The 19,517-nt window shown below is 48.7% G+C and carries 12 protein-coding genes and 1 pseudogene; 5 read left to right on the top strand and 8 right to left on the bottom strand.

Annotated elements, in window-relative coordinates; genetic code table 11:
- Positions 1-11: 11 nt before the first annotated feature.
- Together DV711_RS05120 and nhaB are read right to left on the bottom strand one after the other, a co-directional pair.
- Positions 12-2,942 (bottom strand): EAL domain-containing protein, encoded by a 2,931-nt coding sequence (locus DV711_RS05120; protein WP_114694549.1) that lies wholly within the window; start codon positions 2,940-2,942, stop codon positions 12-14.
- A gap of 225 nt (positions 2,943-3,167) precedes the next feature.
- The gene (gene nhaB, locus DV711_RS05125; RefSeq protein ID WP_114694550.1) at positions 3,168-4,676 is read right to left on the bottom strand and encodes a sodium/proton antiporter NhaB; all 1,509 of its coding nucleotides are present in this window, start codon (positions 4,674-4,676) and stop codon (positions 3,168-3,170) included.
- 1,087 nt (positions 4,677-5,763) lie between these two features.
- Here nhaB and DV711_RS05135 point away from each other — a divergent pair.
- Positions 5,764-5,949 carry a hypothetical protein gene (locus DV711_RS05135; RefSeq protein WP_114694551.1) on the top strand — a complete coding sequence of 62 codons (186 nt, stop codon included), beginning with the start codon at positions 5,764-5,766 and terminating at the stop codon, positions 5,947-5,949.
- A gap of 80 nt (positions 5,950-6,029) precedes the next feature.
- Here DV711_RS05135 and DV711_RS05140 read toward each other — a convergent pair whose 3' ends face one another.
- Together DV711_RS05140 and DV711_RS05145 are read right to left on the bottom strand one after the other, a co-directional pair.
- Positions 6,030-7,127: a mechanosensitive ion channel family protein gene (locus DV711_RS05140; protein ID WP_243633736.1), complete on the bottom strand. Its 1,098-nt coding sequence runs from the start codon at positions 7,125-7,127 to the stop codon at positions 6,030-6,032.
- Positions 7,128-7,740: 613 nt separating this feature from the next.
- A complete protein-coding gene (locus tag DV711_RS05145; RefSeq protein ID WP_114694552.1) occupies positions 7,741-8,697 on the bottom strand; it encodes a LysR family transcriptional regulator in 957 nt (318 codons plus the stop codon).
- Between the two features lie 129 nt (positions 8,698-8,826).
- Here DV711_RS05145 and DV711_RS05150 point away from each other — a divergent pair, with 129 nt between their 5' ends.
- The 3 genes from DV711_RS05150 to DV711_RS05160 all read left to right on the top strand — a co-directional run bounded on the left by DV711_RS05150 (position 8,827) and on the right by DV711_RS05160 (position 11,321).
- The gene (locus DV711_RS05150) at positions 8,827-9,513 is read left to right on the top strand and encodes a DJ-1/PfpI family protein (RefSeq protein WP_114694929.1); all 687 of its coding nucleotides are present in this window, start codon (positions 8,827-8,829) and stop codon (positions 9,511-9,513) included.
- 463 nt (positions 9,514-9,976) lie between these two features.
- Positions 9,977-10,339 (top strand): ribosome hibernation-promoting factor, HPF/YfiA family, encoded by a 363-nt coding sequence (gene hpf, locus DV711_RS05155; RefSeq protein ID WP_114694553.1) that lies wholly within the window; start codon positions 9,977-9,979, stop codon positions 10,337-10,339.
- 472 nt (positions 10,340-10,811) lie between these two features.
- Entirely contained in the window at positions 10,812-11,321 is a 510-nt protein-coding gene (locus tag DV711_RS05160) for a hypothetical protein (protein WP_114694554.1), read from the top strand.
- Between the two features lie 129 nt (positions 11,322-11,450).
- On the opposite strand, the pseudogene DV711_RS05165 reads toward DV711_RS05160, so the two are convergent.
- The 4 genes and pseudogenes from DV711_RS05165 to DV711_RS05175 all read right to left on the bottom strand — a co-directional run bounded on the left by DV711_RS05165 (position 11,451) and on the right by DV711_RS05175 (position 17,927).
- Positions 11,451-12,607 (bottom strand): annotated as a pseudogene (locus DV711_RS05165) (IS3 family transposase).
- Between the two features lie 960 nt (positions 12,608-13,567).
- Positions 13,568-16,165 carry a COR domain-containing protein gene (locus DV711_RS05170; protein ID WP_114694555.1) on the bottom strand — a complete coding sequence of 866 codons (2,598 nt, stop codon included), beginning with the start codon at positions 16,163-16,165 and terminating at the stop codon, positions 13,568-13,570.
- Between the two features lie 77 nt (positions 16,166-16,242).
- On the bottom strand, positions 16,243-16,575 hold the full coding sequence (locus DV711_RS19280; protein WP_133297400.1) for a hypothetical protein: 333 nt from the start codon (positions 16,573-16,575) through the stop codon (positions 16,243-16,245).
- Positions 16,563-17,927, bottom strand: a complete 1,365-nt coding sequence (locus tag DV711_RS05175) for a recombinase family protein (protein WP_165840005.1) — start codon at positions 17,925-17,927, stop codon at positions 16,563-16,565. Before DV711_RS05175 ends, DV711_RS19280 begins: the two co-directional genes overlap by 13 nt.
- A gap of 175 nt (positions 17,928-18,102) precedes the next feature.
- Here DV711_RS05175 and rimO point away from each other — a divergent pair, with 175 nt between their 5' ends.
- Positions 18,103-19,443, top strand: a complete 1,341-nt coding sequence (gene rimO / locus DV711_RS05180) for a 30S ribosomal protein S12 methylthiotransferase RimO (RefSeq protein WP_114694557.1) — start codon at positions 18,103-18,105, stop codon at positions 19,441-19,443.
- Positions 19,444-19,517: the final 74 nt, after the last annotated feature.

Here is a 19,517-nt window from a genome sequence, read left to right on the forward strand (position 1 = left end):
CCAACTGTCGGTTAGATCTGATAATCGATGTCCTGATCGATGATTCTGGCTACGCCATCGCTGTGACTGTTTCTCAACAGCGCTTCGAACGCTTGAGCACTAATCGGCGGACGGTAGTAGTAGCCCTGCGCCTTCGGACAGAGGATGTCGGATAAAAAGGTCGCTTGTTCCGCGGTTTCCACCCCTTCAGCAACAACCTCCAGCTGCAAGCTATCCGCCAACGCCATGATGGCCTTAACGATGGCGCAGTCGCTGGGGTCATCCGGGATATCACGGACAAAGGAGCGATCGATTTTTAGCGTGCCGACCGGCAACTGTTTCAGATAGGCCAGCGAGGAATAGCCGGTGCCAAAATCATCGATGGCCAGCGAAACACCCATCAAGCGAAGCTCGTCCAAGGCGGCCATGACCTCATCGCTTTGCTCCATGATCAGACTCTCGACAATTTCCATCTCGAGAAAACTGGCGGGCAGGTTCGAACTCCGTAACGCCTGATTAACCTGCTCAACAAAGTTGCCTTCGGTCAGCTGGCGTTTAGAAAAATTAACCGACATCGTCTCCAACCGGTAACCCGCCCCCAGCCATGTCTGCATCTGTCGGCAAGCCTCGTTTAGCACCCACTGGCCTAGCTTGCAGATCAATCCGGTCTGTTCCGCCAACGGGATAAACTCGTTCGGTGCCAGCCTTCCTCGCTGCGGATGCTCCCAACGGACCAGGGCTTCGGCACCGATTATCTGGCAGTTATCCAGTCGGACCTGCGGTTGATAGTAGATCACGAACTGCTGCTGCTTGATCGCCTCCCGCAGCTGCTGCTCCAACTCGATACGCTGCTGGGCCTGGCGGGTGAATTCAGCGGAGTAATACCGATAGCCATTACGCCCCTGCTCCTTAACCTTATAGAGTGCAGTATCGGCGTTGCGTAACAGGGTTGAGCCTTCGGTGCCGTTTTCAGGCGCAATACTGATACCGACACTGGCGGACAGGTGGAACCAGCGCCCCTCCAGCAGAAAAGGCTCCTCAAACTGGGCCAGAATTTTCGACACCACCTGATCCACCGCATAACGGTCATCCAGATCTTCAGCCAGTACGGTAAATTCATCCCCCCCGATCCTGGCGATGGTGTCCTGCTCCCTCAGGCCCTCGCGCAACCGCTTGGCCACATCCACCAACAACCGATCTCCAGCGGCGTGACCCAGGCTATCGTTCACATGTTTGAAGTGATCCAGGTCCAAGAACATCACCGCCACGGCGTGGTGCTCACGCTTGATCCGTTTCAGCGCCTGATCCAATTTCGCCATAAACAGCAGACGGTTGGGCAACTCGGTCAGGGGGTCGTGGTGGGCCAGGTACTCAAGACGCTGCTCGGACTCTTTGACCACCGAGATATCGGAAAACACCGCTACATAATTGAGCAGCTGGCCGGTCTCATCATGAACCTGTGTGATCGACAACCACTCCGGGAACACCTCGCCGCTCTTACGCTTGTTCCAGATTTCGCCGGACCAGTAGCCATCCCGGATGAGGCAGTGCTTAAGCTCATCGTAAAAGGCTTTGTCGTGGCGTCCGGAGCTTAGTATTCGGGGCGTCTTTCCCAGTACATCGGACTCGGTATACCCGGTTAGGCTGACAAAGGCCGGGTTCACTGCCACGATGGCCTGGGAAGGGTCGGCGATGATGATACCTTCCTGGGTGTTCTCGAATACCGTCGCCGCCAAGCGCAACCGCTCCTCGTTACGAACCCGTTCAGTGATGTCGCGGCGGATGATCAGGGTACCGCCGTCTTGGGTGCGGTATTGATCGACCTCGATCCACTGTCCGTCCCGGGTAGGGTAAGTCAGCTGACGGTCGCAGCGCAGAAACCTCTCCCAGCGCTCCTGCAGCCAATGCCCCCACTGGGCTTTGGGTACCTGAATCAGGCCACTTTCAATCAACGCACGATTCAGTTCTTTAATATGTAAACCGGGCTGCAGCAGATGCGCCACGCCTTTTGCACTGTTGCGATAAGCACTGTTGCACATCAGCAGGCGGTGTTGGCTGTCGAACACCAGAAAGCCCTCGGTGATCGCCTCCAGCGAATCTTCCAGCCGTTGTCGAAGCAAGCGCGCTTCACGGTGGCTCTGAACCTCTTCGGTGACATCCAGCCCCACTCCCCGATAACCGAGGAACCGGTCTGTTGCATCGAAGATGGGATTGCCACTGATACGAAACACCCGCACCTCCCCGTTTGGCAGGTTGGCATCGTATTCAAAGTCGCGAAACGGCTCTCGCCGCTGCAGCACCTGCTGATGAGCTTTCCAGCTCTCCGATGAGCCGTTCTCACCCATCAGGTCCCAACGGGTTTTGCCGATCAGACTGTCTGGATTGACCCCGAGATAGGTTTTCAGCGGGGCTGAGAAATAGCTAAAGCGCAGATCGGCATCCATCTCCCACAACCAGTGGGCGGCAATATCAGCGAACTCTCGGAATCGGATCTCGCTTTCACGCAACGCCTTCTGCGCTTGAATTCGCTCCGAAATCTCAGCGTTCAAGACACGGGTAACCTGTTGGTGATCGAACTCGCTTTTCAGCATCGCCTCAATACAGGCTTTGACCACCGCCGCAAACTGGCGGGCCAGCTCTAACGGCGCCGCCACCCCGACGCACAGTAATCGCTGCTGGTCGAAGTCCACCCCCAGGTTGCAACCTTCGAGCATTACTTCCGACTGCGCCGCCAAGCCCTTATCGATATCCAACACATCGAGTTCAGAACGCAGAATCCGGGCCGCCCCGGGATGCTGAATACCGGCACGGTTGGGCAGTGACGAAGCGACAATCACGCCATCGCTACCCGCCATGATCGATATTTCACAGTTGACCAGGTCCGAAACCTGTAGACAGATCTGCTCGAGCCGCTCGAGGCTGATGGGGAGTTCCTGAAGCTGGAGATCAATGGTGGTATTCATAGCCGGCTTCAACAGCCAAATAGCTGCTTAAACAATGAATTAATTCTTAGTTTAGCCGAACATTAAAAACCCACCGCCAAGCACCCCAGAGCGGGAGCAGCCGGTGATTGAGGGAAGGGCCATATCACAGCCTGGACGCCCGCTTTCTATAAGAAGCAACGCTTAGCGGTACCGGCCCCTGACTCGCGGAACAGCCCCTCCTAGAGAGGGGCTATCGGTGAACAACTACAGCATCAACACCGTGGCGCCCAAGCCCACCAGACTCAGAACCAGGGTGTAGGGCAAGGCCATGACCACCATCCGCATGTACGACAACCGGACTAAGGGTGCGATCGCCGACGTCAGCAGAAACAGAAACGCGGCCTGCCCATTGGGCGTCGCCACACTGGGCAGGTTGGTGCCGGTATTGATGGCGATCGCCAAGGTATCGAAGTGCTGCCGGGAGATGTTGCCGGCGTCAAAGGCCGCTGCCACCTCGTTGATATAGACCGTCGCCACAAAAACGTTATCACTGATGGCCGACAACAGACCGTTGGCGGCAAAGAACATCGCCGGCTGCGCACTCGGCTCCATGGCCAAGACCCAATCGATTATCGGTGTAAACAGGTGCTGGTCATGGATCACCGAGACGATGGTAAAGAACACCACCAGCAACGCGGTAAACGGCATCGCCTCTTCAAACGCATGCCCAATCTGGTGTTCTTCCACCACCCCGTTAAAGCTGGTCACCAGGATAATCACTGTCAGACCGATCAGGCCGACTTCGGCAAGATGCATCGCCAAAGCAACTATCAGAAACAGCGCCGCCGCAAATTGGATGTAGAGGGCCAGTCGATCGCGCTCGGTTCGCTTGGCATCCTGTTCGCGATCGAAATCCCGCAGGATATTGAACACCGTTTCGGGTATCAGCGCGCCGTAGCCAAACCAGCGTTTTTTCTCCAGCACCACTACGGTCAGCAATCCCATCACCAGAACCGGCAGCGAAACCGGGGCGACATTGAGGAAGAACTCGATAAAGTGCCAGCCCATCTTTTCGCCGATCAGCAGGTTCTGCGGCTCGCCCACCAGCGTGCAGACGCCACCGAGCGCCGTACCGACCGCCCCGTGCATCAGCAAGCTGCGCAGGAAGGCACGAAACTGCTCCAGCTCCTCACGTCGATCCTGGGCCACCCGATCATCATTGGAGTGATCGTGCCCCTCTTCGGCATGGGCGCCGGACGCCACCTTGTGGTAAACGGCGTAGAAACCGACACAGGCACTGATCAACACCGCAGTGACGGTCAACGCATCCAGAAAGGCGGATAAAAACGCCCCCATAAAGGAGAAGAGCAGCGAGATCTGGATCTTGTCCCGGACATTGAGCAGCAGCTTGGTGAATACAAACAGCAGCATCCCCTTCATGAAATAGATGCCGGCCACCATGAACATCAACAGCAAGATAACCGGAAGGTTCGCTGCGACCTCGTGGTAGATCTGCTCCGGATGGGTCAGGCCGATAATGACCGCTTCGATCGCCAGCAGCCCCCCGGGCTGAAGCGGATAACACTTCAACGCCATCGCCAGGGTGAAGATAAATTCAAAGATCAACAGCCAGCCGGTGGTTACCGGTCCATAGGTGATCATCAGAAGTGGATTGAGAACTAGAAAGCCGAGAATGGCCGCTTTGTACCAGTACGGGCTATTACCGAGAAAGTTGCGCAGCAACGCATCCCCAAAGGTTTGGATCGATTTCATGTTTGATACTCACAACAGGTCAAACGGGCAGCCGTCTCCCTGCCCTGTTACCAGTGGCTGACATTCGGCTGCACAGAAAGAACTCCATCAGCGACGCTGGGCGCCATATCTGATGGTCAGAGGATCAAGCGGAAGGAGGAGCCTGGGCCCAGTAAGGAAGTTGGAGTCTGCTGTGGGTTTGAGAGCCCTGCGCCGAACCCTGAGAGACTAACGAGCCTGCGAATGAAAGCGCTCCATCAAGCGCGGGGCCGCTTTCTTCGGAATCCTCCAGACTGCCGTCTAAAATCGTTACAACGTCGGGGCCGGCAACAGTCTCCTGCAGGCTGGCGTCGGTCATGCCACCGATCGCAATCAGTAGCGCTAGACCAAATAGCAAGTAACGTGCGACAGCCACTACAGACTCTGCCCCAGAGCCGGACTGATTAACGCTCTCTTCGTCGGGTATCTGATCCGGCAGAAACACCATCTCGTTACTCTTGCAGGGCGCCTCCCACTCCTAGATGAAGACGCGTTTCGATCTGGACATCGGTAGGTCGATCGGTATTGGATCGGCCCCTAGTCCAGTGAACGACTGATTTTCCCCTTCCATCACCCCGGCGGCAAGTAGTATTTATGGACCATCAAGCTTCTGATCCGCAGAGGAGGACTTATAGAATTAGAGGGCTGCGGTAACGATAGAGGCGCTAGTCAGCCCCACTGCGCAAAACCCTATTGGCGCCTCTACAACTCCCTTCTGCTGGATCGTCAAAGAGCGGACCTCCTCGGGTCATAAGCCTTACCAAAGCTAGACCAAAGCTCTCGGCTTTTGATGAAACCAGTGCAGGCTGCAGCCCTGAAATAACCAATTTCCACAACCAACTGCCCATCAAAACGGCTCCCGAACGACGCGAGCTACTGCCATTTCAGCCAATTTAAAATTGTTGAGAAAATTTCACCTGATAACTGCAAAAGCATCGTTTGTAGACTTTAGTCTTAGCCCCTAGCATACGCCCCACTTCAAGCCCCTAAGGCGCTCGGCAAGGTTCAGAGAATCGCCGCGGGGAGCTTATCTTACGAAACAACAGATGAATTTTTTGAGAAACCAGTTATGAGCTCCAGCAACATCAAAATCGACGAATTCGGCAGCATCGATCTCGCCTATTACCGCCGCCAGGGCGAACTGGCTCGTGCCGCGTTTCTCCTTCAGGGCATCAAATCAATCTCCGGTTGGCTGAAAAGCTTGGTACGCATCGAACGCTTCACCCCCTTCCAGTACCACCTGAGCGCTCGATAAAGACGCCGTTTCTATCTTTATTGCAATGGGGTTATTGCACTGGGGTGATTTCCACCCCAGCAAGCTACAGCCAAGTCCGACTATTGCGTCTTTCCGAGTATCGTGACTTCCCGCTGCGGGAACGGAATCTCTACGTGATGCTCCTTAAGCGCATACCAGATCATCAATAACAGATCGGCACCCACCCGGTTTGAACCGTCGTCTACCCCCTCCATCCAGAACTCGATCAGAATATCTATCCCGGATTCTCCAAACTGCTTGATCTCGGCGTCCGGCCGCTCCTCAATGGGAACCGAGTCCCCACTGAGCACCTGGGGGTGCTCCGCCACCACTTGCCTTAACAACGGAAACAGCATGTCGAGATCCGTGCTGTAGGCAACTTGCAACTCCAGAGAATAACGCTGCTTCTTGTTTTTATGGGTCCAGTTGACGAAGGTACCGGTCATAAAGCGTTCGTTAGGCACCATAATGTCCTTGCCATCGAAGGTCTCCAGCGTTGCCGAACGCATATTCAGTTCACGGATCACCCCCGCCCTACCATCTTCCAGCTCAATGTAATCTCCTACCGTAAACGAACGATCCAGAAGCAGGATGATGCCGGAGATGAAATTGGACGCGATGGATTGAAGCCCAAAACCTAAACCAACCCCGAGAGCGCCACCGAAGACCGCCAACGTGGTCAAATTGATCCCCAGCACCTGCAACAGCAGGATAAAGATCACGATCACCAATACCACTTCAAACAGCTTGGCAAAGACCTCCCGGGTGCCTACATCCAGCTCCTCCTGTTTACGGATAATACGTTGCCCAGCTGTGCGAGATACACGTCCCAACCAGAACAGAAGGGAGCCGAAGATCAGCATCCGCAGCACACCATAGGCAGATATTTTGACGTTACCCACCTCCAGGGCGATCGTATCCAGGTAGGCAACCACGGATTCCAGCAGGTCGAAAATATGCAGGATCGAGGCGGGTATCAGAATCCAGACGATTAGTCGCCGCACCAGCTTATTGCGGACAAAATGGTTGATCAGCGAGTAGAGCATGAACACGACCGCCACACTCTGACTGATCCGCACCAGTTGGCTCTGCTGGAAAAGCAGTCCACTTAGATCCACAGAAAAGGCCAACGCCACAATCAACAGCAACGGAAACAGCAACAAACGCGCGGCGTACATCTGATTTCGCAGGCTGGCGTAGGGTCCGGGACGAGGTTCAGCACTGAATATTGGACTGCGAGTTCTGATAAACGCGGCGCTTGCATACGCCAACACAATCGCCATTACGATAAGAGCGCACTGGGCATAGAATTCAGGGCTGCTGAACCAATTCAGCAAGGTAGCGGCAAACTTCTCGAACTGATCCAAAAGCTTCTCTAAATCCAGTTTCACTGATTTCTCCCCTCTACGCAGACTAGATCGTTTCCGCTAATCGAACGAATGCACCCAGAGATGCAGATCCATTGGAGCAAGCTGATACCAACCAGCAACGACAGCGAAATAAGCGGCGACTCAAGCTTGGCGGAATAGTGATTTCTAGCGCGTTCTATACCGCGACTGAATTGTTTTTCTTATAAAAATAGCCCATAGGATTGACCAGCTCCGAAAACAAAAATCCAGAGCCGCTGGTCAAGATAGGCGATGAGGATGCTGAAATAGCGACTGATCAATATGGGGGGATCGAGAATTGATCGGAGTTATCAATCCAAGTTAGCTGCCACGGTTTGATCCGAGCGTGACTTGAGCCTCTGTTGGAAAGATGTCTCTAGCCGGTTACTTCCTCGGTGCCCCTCTAGGACAGAGAGTCCGGTTGAAAAACCTGCAACCGTTCAGCCCAGGTACTCCGGGGTGTTTCCCCCTGAGCCTGTATCGCTTCAGTGATGTATTCAACGAATACTCTCACCCTGGCAGGTAAATACTCTCTCCTGGCATAAAGGAGATAGACCCCAGTTCCGGCCTGGCGCTGACTCGGAAATAGCGGCAGCAGACGGCCCAACTGGAGCCAGTCCCTGGCGATAAAATGGGGTATCTGGGTGATCCCCAACCCCTCCGCGCAAAGCTCGGCCATCGACTCACCGTCGTTGACGATGAAACTTCGGTTGGGATCGTATTCACTAACTCCTTCGGCCCCCTGCACCTGAATGGGCAACAGCTTACCGGTTTGTTTGTAACGAAAACGAATCCACGAATGATCCTGGAATGTTTCTGGCCCAGGCGGAATACCATGACGGTCCAGATAATCCCGGCTGGCACAAATGATAAAGTCGATGGGGCTGAGCTGACGTACGACGAGCTGGCTGTCCTGAACCGAACCGGACCGAATCGAGACATCAATTCCCTGTTCAATGATATCGACATAAGCATCATCGTAATGAATGTCGATGGAAATATTGGGATATCGTCGACAAAACTCCTTCAATAGAGGACGGATATAGAGACGACCATAGGAGACCGGCACATTAATCTTAAGGGTGCCCGATGGGGTATCGTTCTGGCTTTTTAAGGTCTCTTCACACGCTGTTAATTCCTCCAGCACCCTCCTGGCGGTACTGGCATACCGGCGCCCAGCCTCCGTTAACCGTTGCTGTCGCGTCGATCGCTGAAAAAGCTGAATGCCCAAGTCACTTTCCAGGCGATGGATGGCCTTGCTCACCGTTGAGGGATCTGTGCCATAACCCTTGGCGGCTGCAGCAAAGCTACCGCCATCCAAAGTGGCGATAAAAAAACGCAGAGAACGGATTTTATCCATGGAGGAATAGAAACTCTATTCGTGAATTTTGTTCACTATAGATAATAAAAAGCGGCCCTTCAAACACGAATAGCTCTCAATACAATGGCTCTCATCAACTTTATGACTTCAACCCTGAGGTAAAAAATGATGAGTAAATACAGCCTAAAAGCTCCGCTACGCTCGCTGGCAACTACATTATGCATGCTATTTGCGGTAGTGACTGCTGCTGAAGCGGCCGATAAACGAATCGGGATTCTGGTCTATGACGGGGTCCTCACCTCCGATGTCACAGCACCTCTGGAGGTTTTCGGGGTTGCAAGCCGACTCACTTGGTTCAGTGACTATGAAGCGATAACCGTCTCAGTATCAAACCAACAAAGCATCACCACCGAGGAGGGATTGAAGATCGGCGTCGATGCTTGGATTGGGGACGCCCCCGAACTGGACGTACTTATCGTGACCTCCAGCTACGATATGGGCCCGCTGATCGAGAACAACGACCTGATCCGATTTATTCAAGCCACCTCAGCAAAAGCAGACTGGATGTCCAGCAACTGCTCGGGCGCCTATCTATTAGCAGAGGCGGGCCTCTTGGATGGCAAGCAGGCCACAACCTGGGCCGGTGGCGAAGACGAACTACAAAAAGACTATCCGGCAGTGCAGGTACAGGTAGACCGGAACCTCGTCATTGATGACGGGATCGTCACCTCGAACGGCAGCCTGGTGAGTTATCAGGCAGCACTGAAGTTACTCCACCTGATGAGTTCGGAAAGCAAAGCGCAGGAAGTGGCTGATGCCCTGCAATATTCAAGATTTTCCAGCCAACCGTTTTAGGCTGAACTGAAAACCTCAAACACTAAGCGGTGCTATCGGGCCAGATCCCAGAGTACGCATCCACTTATGCCGTTCTAGGCGTAACCTAAATCCTGGCCCGATTTATCCTGATAGCTTTCAGGGTAATCGGGCCAAGCCTCCAACACCCAAGCTAGTCCAAACCAAGCGGTATATCGTCTACAAAGACGCGGGTCTAATCGGTATGTCCGTATAACCACCGTATTTTCCGTCCAGTTCCGACAGTGGCGAGCCAATCTCCTTGAGTGTCTCCAGCGACATTTTTCTCACTCTTTCCTCCAGTAAAAGTTCTTAGACGTCATCAACTTAAGGGCGTTTATTTTGATCCACGTCACAGCCTGATGCTGAAGAGGGCTGAAAAATTATTGAAACCAACTGCCATGGGCGTATAAATAAATTGTTCCTCCCCAAAACACCTGCAGAATACTGCAGTAAGGAATCGACAATGAAGCTCAATATAAACAACCGTCAAGGCAAAGTGTCTCCTGCACTACAGAGCAAGATTGAAGAGTGGTTGGAAGCCAGCCAGGATCGTTATGGAGTAATCAGCTCGGCGCAGATCAACATTGAACAGTCTGAGCGTGAAGATGAAGTTGAAGCGATCCTGCACATCAAAGGCAAAGACATCTTTGCCAAGGCATCCGGACAAAACCTATACGTCGCCATCGATACATTGAAAGATAAGATCGATCGACAGCTGGCTAAAGCAAAAGAGAAGTTGACCAACAAAAAAGGTGAGCGCAAACCAGTACCGACCGAGGATGAGATACTAGTTGACGAGGAACAACTTGAGGTCGAAGAAGGGTAATAGGTTAAGAAGACCTGTATAAACTGAATATCAACAACCTAAGACCCCTGGCTTGATCCAGGGGTTTTTATTTGATCACTACAAGCCGTGTTCCTTTTGCAATAACACCGGCTTTGCAGACTCCTGAGAAGTCACCGAGTGCCTCACGTTTCCTGCTAGCACCTTTAAACCCCACACATTAATGTGATCTATTCGTTCCGGTAGCACTCTGTCAGCAAATCCTGCTGTATATATTTCATCCAACCCATACCCACAACTCGTGTATAATTCGCGCCTTTCGTCGAAGCTACAGGTAATGTGTTGATGTCTGATCAAGAAACACCAAAAGTCGGATTCGTAAGTTTGGGCTGCCCCAAAGTGTTTTAACCAACACAAAGCTTATAGCCTTCTCTCACCTACCGCATCCTCCCTTCCTGCCCATTGCCATATATGCTAGCCTGATCGATTAAACATCGTCATCTCTAGGCAGAAAATGGCTAAATTAGAAACAAACTCAAAGCCAAACAAAGCGCTTATCGAACAAACGCTGCACTCTAATGCACTCATGGCTGTAATCGTTGGCCGAATCATCATTGCGCTCGCTCTTGCAGGAGTTGCTGTAGCTGCAATGTACTTTGGTGTGCAAATGGTTCTTCCTGCAGACCCAAGCCAAGCTAGCCAGATGATTCTGACTTACAAAGACTTCAGCATGTCAGCCCAAGGGTTAGGTGCAGTAATTATGATGTCGGGAGTCGTTCTCGGTATCCTCGCTTTCCTTTGCAAGCCAAAGTTAGAAGTAAGGCCTATAAATAATTCAGGTTTAGTTAACAGACTAAGTAACAAGTCTATCAACGAAGAATCAAAAGAAGACAATCCCTCTAATAATTATTATGAGGACGACGGCCTCATATATGAGCAGTTAGATAACGAAAAAGAAAAATCATTAGATAGAGAAAATAATAATGAAAGGCCAAATGTTTCAAATCATAAGAAAGCAGCTTGAACTTTCATAATTAAATACCAAAGGCCCTTAAATTAAGGGCCTTTTTTTGTGCTACATAGTGAATACTAAGCAAGCAGAGAGATTACAAAGCTGCTCTCAAAAGCCTTCAATTCTAGCCCTCTGTAGTGGTCAAGGAATACTGGCCACGGGTATATAAGCTTTCCAGTAGACTCTCTCGGCCGCATTCGGAGGTAGGTCGTCATTATGGTGGTGCGGTCTGATCTGGCTGTAGTAGCCAACCAATTAGTCCGTGATCGACTGCTTCACTTGAGCAAATGAGCGATACCCTGTTTCGGGTACCCACTCTGTTTTCAGGCTGCGAAAGAACCGTTCCATCGGTGCGTTATCCCAGCAGTTTCCACGACGACTCATGCTCTGTCGGATTTGGTAGCGCCACAAGTGCTGCCGGAACCTGAGGATGGTGTATTGAACGCCCTGGTCAGAATGGAACAACAAGCCTGTGGGTCTCCCTCTGGATTCATACGCCATCATCAACGCTTTGCTAGTCAGTTCGCTATCTGCCTTCAGTGATAGCGCCCAACCAACCGGTTTTCTAGCGTAAAGATCCAACACCACAGCCAGATAAGCCCAGCGCTGCCCTGTCCAGATATAGGAGATATCGCCGCACCACACCTGGTTTCGATCCAACGCATTCGGAATCGCTACATGCAGCTTATCTGCCCGTTTGTAGGCGTGCTTTGGTAGCTGATTACTCACCAGTCCCAGCTCTTTCATCAGCCCACCTGCAACGTATCGCGTTAGCTTCTCACCCCGCTGGCTAACGATGGTGGCTACCGTTCTTGCTCCTGCTGACCCACCACTCAGTTGGTGCGCTGCTCGCACCATCAGCTTGAGCCTGCGTCGATAGGGACTGTCACCCTTCGGGCGGCTGCGCCAATACTTGTAGCTGCTGCGCTGAATGTCGAAGGTCTGGCACAGCATCTTTACCGGATAGCTCTCTTGAAGCCGCTGAATCAGCGAGTATTTTTCAGCTCGTCGGACATCAAGAGAGCCATACCCTTTTTTAGAATGTCTTTCTCTGTTTCCAGGCGTTTTACCTGTCGCTCCAGATCTCGAATCCGTCGTTGTTCAGCAGTCATCGGCGACGCTTTGGGGCTGACACCAATGCGCTCCTGCTTGAGCTGGCGTACCCAGTTCTCCATGGAGGACTTGCTGACGTTCATCGCCTCACAGGCTTCGCGAATGCTATAACCATGATCGACAACGAGTTGGGCCGCTTCGAGGCGGAATTTGGGAGTGAAATTACGGCGGGGTCTGCTATTCATCGGTTCACCTGTGGTCAGAGAAGGTGATGCTATCACCTACAATCAGGTGGCCAAATTCACTATGCCACCACAGGCTATGTGTATGACTATCTTGAAATGGGCTTAAAGAATTTGACAAGTTTTAGGAAAAGTTCACGTGCAAAAAATTAATTCGTTTATTCAACAATGTTATGAAACATCTCAGCATCCAACAAATCACAATTACCTCGGCCCACTAGAATATCCTTTGTGAAATACATCCTATCAATTCCAAAACTTAAAAATGCAGAATAAACTTCTTTGTGAAGACATATAAAATAATCAAGTTCAGAAACAACCCCACCATCACTTAAAATTTTGAATTATATGCCTCTACAAATCCATCATAATCTGCTTTAGCTTCATGGGCACTTTTGACTATCAAATAATTTTATTGATATGTAAGCTGGCTTAAAACCTTTGTTGCCATTATTTCTGCCAAGAAACCGGCAACATAGTACTTAGCAAGGTCGTCTTTGCTAGTAATGGTATTTTTGTTTTTTTGTCCACCCTCCCTAGCCATAATCAGAACAACCCTTTATTGAAATATATATTTCATCAGCAGGGTCTAAATGATTAATAAGGGCTATATGCCCAATCTCATGCATTGCACAGCATACTTTATCGGTATCAACTTCATTTTTTCTTCTACAAAAAAAGCCTGTTCTTTTAGTAAATATTATATTTACTTTCCTGTGCCTTCTATTCTTAGCCCTTAACCTTCCTCTCATCCTTCTCTACAGGCGGAGTAAGTCTTTTAGGTGACTCCTTTTAATTAAAGACCCTAACAATATAAAAATTACTTAACTGATAGAGCTTGCAACCAGCATGGATTAATTCACCTATGCCAGAAAAAATGCAAAAATCAATCACGTCATATCAAGTAATAATTACCTAAAACCAATAATTTAAACACATGACTTATAAGATATAACTGTAAGATTAATAAAAAACCAACTTACCGAGCTCCATTATTAATGATGTAATTAACCCAGAACCTATAGAATCTGAATTTCTATGTAAAAACGCCTCAATTCTATTCTTAGACTCCATCTTTTTATTAATATCAGCATCGGAGTCAACTATTGAAATATCATCATAAAGAGACTTCTTATCGGCATAGCTGACATTTAAGTCATCAACGATACTTTTCAAACTTGAGGCAACCGTATTAATAGAACAATTTGTTACATTATCTCCAACTATTGCATTGCCATTATTTTTAAATTCTTTTATCTCCATGAATCCACCTTCAAAATAGTTATTTACAACATTACTTTCCTTTTCTTTGTCAGGCTGGTCTAAACATAGCATCTCTGATATAGAAACCTTGTCGCCACACTTGTAACATAAAATCCTATCCTCCCCCTTTCTTTGAATATTACGGACAAAGTCATAATTAAACATAAACGGATCTTTGCATGGACAAGGTATTTCCTCTACAACCACCGGGTTATTCAATGAACGATTAATTCTTGCAAAGTCAGCACGAATAAGACCAAGAACATCCATATAATCCGAGCTAAATATCTTAACAGTAATTCTTCTTGAAATACGATCACACTCAATAAGAGAATCTACACCATTATAAGAAATCATAACTCCATTCTTCCAACACAACTTGTCTTTTATATGCTCACTATTTCTAGCAATAAAGCGAGTCATTATCCCAGCTGGCATAAACTCATATTGATACCTATACGTAAAACACTCCGAGTAATCAATATGAATATCTGGTGATGATTCTGGAAAAAGGCTTGGTATTAAAAACTCAGTATCTTTATCTGATTTATAGCATAACTCATACCTAATCATTAGCTGCAACAAATAAGCATGAGTATCTAAAGGGTAGCCCATTTCAAGCCATATCTTTGAAATATAATCAAATTCAAAATGACCTTTAGATCTTAATATTTCTTTTGAATCAAGAGCAACGTAGGCTGCTTTCGTTGCCCACTTAGGATTTAATATAATAATATTTTTTAAATAAGGATCATCTCTGTAGTAAAGCAAAACGCCCAGGTCATGCAGATATTGAGCTAAATTAATTGCATCATGCCCTTCAATACCTAGTTCATTACAAATATCTAAATAGTCTTGAAGAGATATATGATCCTTTCCACTTGTTTCCAAAATAGCACGAACTCTTGACCAATTTGACGGCCACCGATCCCCGATATGAGGAAGCTGAATTAGCGCACTCTCAACAGCTTTTTTTAAAGTAAAAACCCCATCTCCTGTCATGCAACTAGTTTGATAGAACCCTATAACATTATTGAATTTATTTTTGATTGACAATTGATCAACATCTCTTAGCCTCTTATCAATCTTATTTAACACTATTATTATCGGGCTATTCTTACTAAGAAGAGAAATGACATTTAGCCAGTAATCAAAAGACTCTATACTTTCATCTTTCCTAGCCGTCCAAACAAGCACATACAATGATCGATTAGTTAAGAAATACTGATGGGTTGCATAATAAATTTCCTGCCCTCCAAAGTCCCATAGATTGGCACGAAAATTAATCATTCTATCTTTTGATTCTATATACATGTACCAAGAATCAACATCTATACCTTCAGTTGTTCTTTCATTTAAATCCAATTTTGACCCATTATCTATCAGCTTTTTCTTTAATGAAGTTTTTCCTACCTCACCTTGGCCGACGAAAACTATTTTCGCTTCATGTATTTTATCAACTCCATCAGATGATATAGATCGCAGGAATGAAATTATTGCCCCCGTTCCTCTTCGTAATATTTCTTCAGGAACATTATCAATAGGATTATTTTTAAAACAAAGGTATTCAACACCTTCAACATGACTTATTTCTACAGGTATATTTTCAATTAAATTACTAGTCGCTACTAAATCTTTGAGTTTATATAACCCACCTATAGCTTCTGGCAATGCTGAAATCCTATTTCTAGACAAGTCAATACTCTCTAATCCTTTTAGCAGCCCTATCTGTGGAGACACCTCTCTTATAACATTATTACAAAGACCCAAGCTAGAAACACATTTCAATTTACCTAAATTTTGAGGTATATTTTCTATTTGGCATGATGACATGTCTAGAGTCATCAACCCTGACAAATCAAACAATGATGACGGAATATTAACGAATGGGTTATTACCAATAAACAACTCCTCTATCTCTAACAAATTAGAAATACTGGAAGGAACTTCATCGATATTATTACCATTCAAATGAAGAATCTTTATTTTTTTACAAGACAGAATACTTTCTGGAAATATATTTAATTGACAGAATGCTAGATATAATATTTCTAGGTTTTCTAGCTTATGTATCTCGTCAGGAATTTGTTTTATACTTGTACAACTAAGATTCAACTCTACAAGGTTAGAACATTGTAGAATTTCAGTTGGAAAGCCATCAATCAAATAATTATTGCACAAATCAATTTTTTCAATACTGTCAGACAGCTCCAATATAAGATTTGGCTCATAATAGTTCTGATTAGAGAAGTCTAAACTTACTCGTTCAAATTTTTCTTCTCTGAGTAACTCACTCATATACTTTCCGCTATTTTTATAAAATCAACTAAACGACAAATATAATTAGAACAACTTATATAACTACTACAAACACATCAGCCCTGTGGTAATGGTTGCCCTAAATATTGATGATGATATCGAATATATACATCAACTTTTTCGCCGCCCCAACCTTCAGCCTTTTCCAACCAGTGGTGAAAGTCATACTGATTCGTTACTGGATATCGAGACACGATTCTAATCTTACGCTTGTATCGAATCAGCCTTAGCAATTGCCCACCAGCGGACTCAAACTCAAAGAACAACGTCTCACGACGACAAGTTTTTTTCATCGTCACACACTTAACAGTTGCTTGGATCAGGTCTCTAGCTGCTTGCCTTTTTTCTGTGTTTGATTCATCCAACACATCAGCTTCTACATCAGCCAATCATCGCTGTATTCTTCGATTACTGAGCCAGCATCACGCAGCTTGAATTCATCTAGCTCTTTTACTATCTCGATTTTCTGAGCTTCAAGGGCGTGCATATCCCTAAGTAGGGTCGCTGGTGCATTACCCGACATAGCCAATGCACTGGCATTATCTAACTTGGTTTCAATGTCACTTAGCATCTGCGAGCGAATCGCAATAGGTTCCTCGTAACGATTACGCTCTTCTTCTGGTAACCAAACTTTATGAGCGCACATCCAAACCAACGTATCTTCAAGTAACGAAGCGTAGACAGACCATGCTTTACAACTGGTCGTCTGAGTTTGACCACCTAAACATTGATAGCGCAAACGACCAGTACGACGATGCGTGTACTTTGTCATTGATGAGCCGCAGTGACCGCATTTAGCAATACCTAGCCCTGATACCAAACTAAGGTTGCTTTCTCCGCGTGTGGTAACTTTTTTGTTCTCTTTGATGTGGCGCAGCTTGTAGAACTGCTCTTCTGTGAGCACAGGCCAGTAGTAATCGGGGATAACTTCAGTCACATCGTCGATTTTCAGCGACTTCTCACCAATTAGCGCACGGCTACTTGCAAATTTGTTGATCATGTTTACCGACCAACGCTCTTTGTCGCGTTTCTGCTTAGGAGCTTTTGGCGGAGGGTAGTTTTCGTTCAGAAATGTAACGATTCGATAGTTGCCGATGTTCTGCAGCATCATTTCTGCAACTTTCTGAGCCACTTCGAAGTATTTAGGATGTTTTTCTACCGTATTGCCCGTTGTATCTGACCACCAGACGTTACTACCAACAGATTTGATGGCGTAAGCACTACCATTGGGCGCTCGTTTGCCCTGTCGGTGCTCATCAATAATGATCTGGGCACTTGCATTGGTTCTTTTGCGCTTTGTTTCACTCTCTTCGTTGGCCCTGCTGAAGAGCATGATCGAAGTAACCATGCTGACCATCTTTTCAGCTGGATTAGCATCCAAGCGATAAACTTGGTTATCCATGCCAGTGATGATGTTCACGTATTGCAGTAGATCGAGCAGCAATCGAACCGAGTCTTCAATTTTTGCGCGGCTTAAGCGGTCAAGGTTTTCGACAACTAACCAAGATCCCTTTGCTATGGCTCCGGCTTCGCAAGCACGTAAAAAATCACCTAAAGCGCCACGCTCTTTGTTCATGCCTTTAAACGAAGACAAGCCCTCATCGATCATTTCGACGAGTTCTAAATCGTATTCTGTAGCGAGATCTCTGGCTTGTTTGAGCTGACGGGCGTGCGTAGAGCCTGAGCTTTGTTTGTCAGTATTCCAACGTATGTAGCTGTAAAGGCGTGGCTTTTTGCTCATGAAGAACCGCATCCGTGCAAGTTCCTCTGAGCATAACCGTTTCATTTATCGATGGGCAATCCTATAAATTGTCACAGCCCATCCTTAACTGGTTACTTAGTAGTCAACTACATCTTTGTGTTGATGTATAATTTTCGACTTTGTTTTTCGAGTCATCGTTGACGGTACTTGCTGTATGTCTAATAAAGAAAACCCGCGTGTTGGGTTCGTAAGTTTGGGCTGCCCCAAAGCACTGGTCGATTCAGAGCGGATTCTGACCCAGCTGAAGCTGGAGGGGTACGATCTGGTCAATCGCTATGACGATGCCGACGTGGTGGTGGTCAATACCTGTGGCTTTATCGATGCTGCCAAGCAGGAATCGCTGGATGCGATCGGCGAAGCGATCAACGAGAACGGTAAGGTGATCGTCACCGGCTGTATGGGGGCCGACGCCGAGGCGATTCGCGAAGTCCACCCGCAGGTGCTCAGCGTCAGCGGACCTGAGCAGTACGAACAGGTGGTCGAAGCGGTGCACGAGTGGGTCCCACCGAAGACCGAGCACGACCCCTTTGTCGACCTGGTTCCCCCTCAGGGCGTCAAGCTGACCCCGCGTCACTATGCCTACCTAAAAATATCCGAAGGCTGCAACCACAGCTGCAGCTTCTGCATTATCCCGTCGATGCGCGGTAAGCTGGTCAGTCGTCCGGTGGGCGAGGTGTTGAAGGAAGCCGAAGGGTTGGCCCGCGCCGGGGTCAAAGAGTTGCTGGTGGTCTCCCAAGATACGGGCGCTTACGGTCTCGACACGCGCTACAAGCTGGATATGTGGGATGGCCGTCCGGTCAAAACCCGCCTGCGCGAGATGGCCGAAGCGATGGGCAAGCTGGGGATCTGGGTACGGCTGCACTACCTCTACCCCTACCCCCATATCGACGATCTGATTCCGCTGATGGCCGAAGGCCTGATCCTGCCGTATCTGGATATTCCGTTCCAGCATGCCAGCCCCCGGGTTCTGAAGCTGATGAAGCGTCCGGCCAGCAGCGACAATATCCTGCAGCGCATTGCCGACTGGCGCGCCCAGTGCCCGTCGATCACGATCCGCAGCACCTTTATCGTCGGCTTCCCTGGTGAGACCGAAGAGGATTTCCAGGAGCTGCTCGATTTCCTCGAGGAGGCCCAGCTGGATCGGGTCGGCTGCTTCCAGTACTCACCGGTCGAAGGTGCACCCGCCAACGATCTGGGGCTGGAAGAGGTTCCGGATGAGATCAAGCAACAGCGTTGGGAGCGGCTGATGGAGCTGCAGCAGCAGATCAGTGAAGCCCGTCAGCTGGACAAGATCGGTCAAACCATCGAGGTGATTATCGACGAAGTCGGTGACGACGGTGCCTGTGGTCGCAGCAAGGCCGACTCTCCGGATATCGACGGCAATGTCTATCTGGAAGGAGCCACCCAGCTGCAGCCCGGCGACATCGTCAAAGCGGTGGTGATCGATGCCGATGCCTACGATCTTTGGGGTGAGCTGACCGAGTCAGACGACTGACCGACCTCCCTGACCCAACACGAGTAAGGGGCGGCTCCAACGGAGTCGCCCCTTTTTTATCGCAAGCGTCTTCA

This window comes from Motiliproteus coralliicola (assembly GCF_003345655.1).
In the GTDB taxonomy this organism is placed as follows: domain Bacteria; phylum Pseudomonadota; class Gammaproteobacteria; order Pseudomonadales; family Balneatricaceae; genus Motiliproteus; species Motiliproteus coralliicola.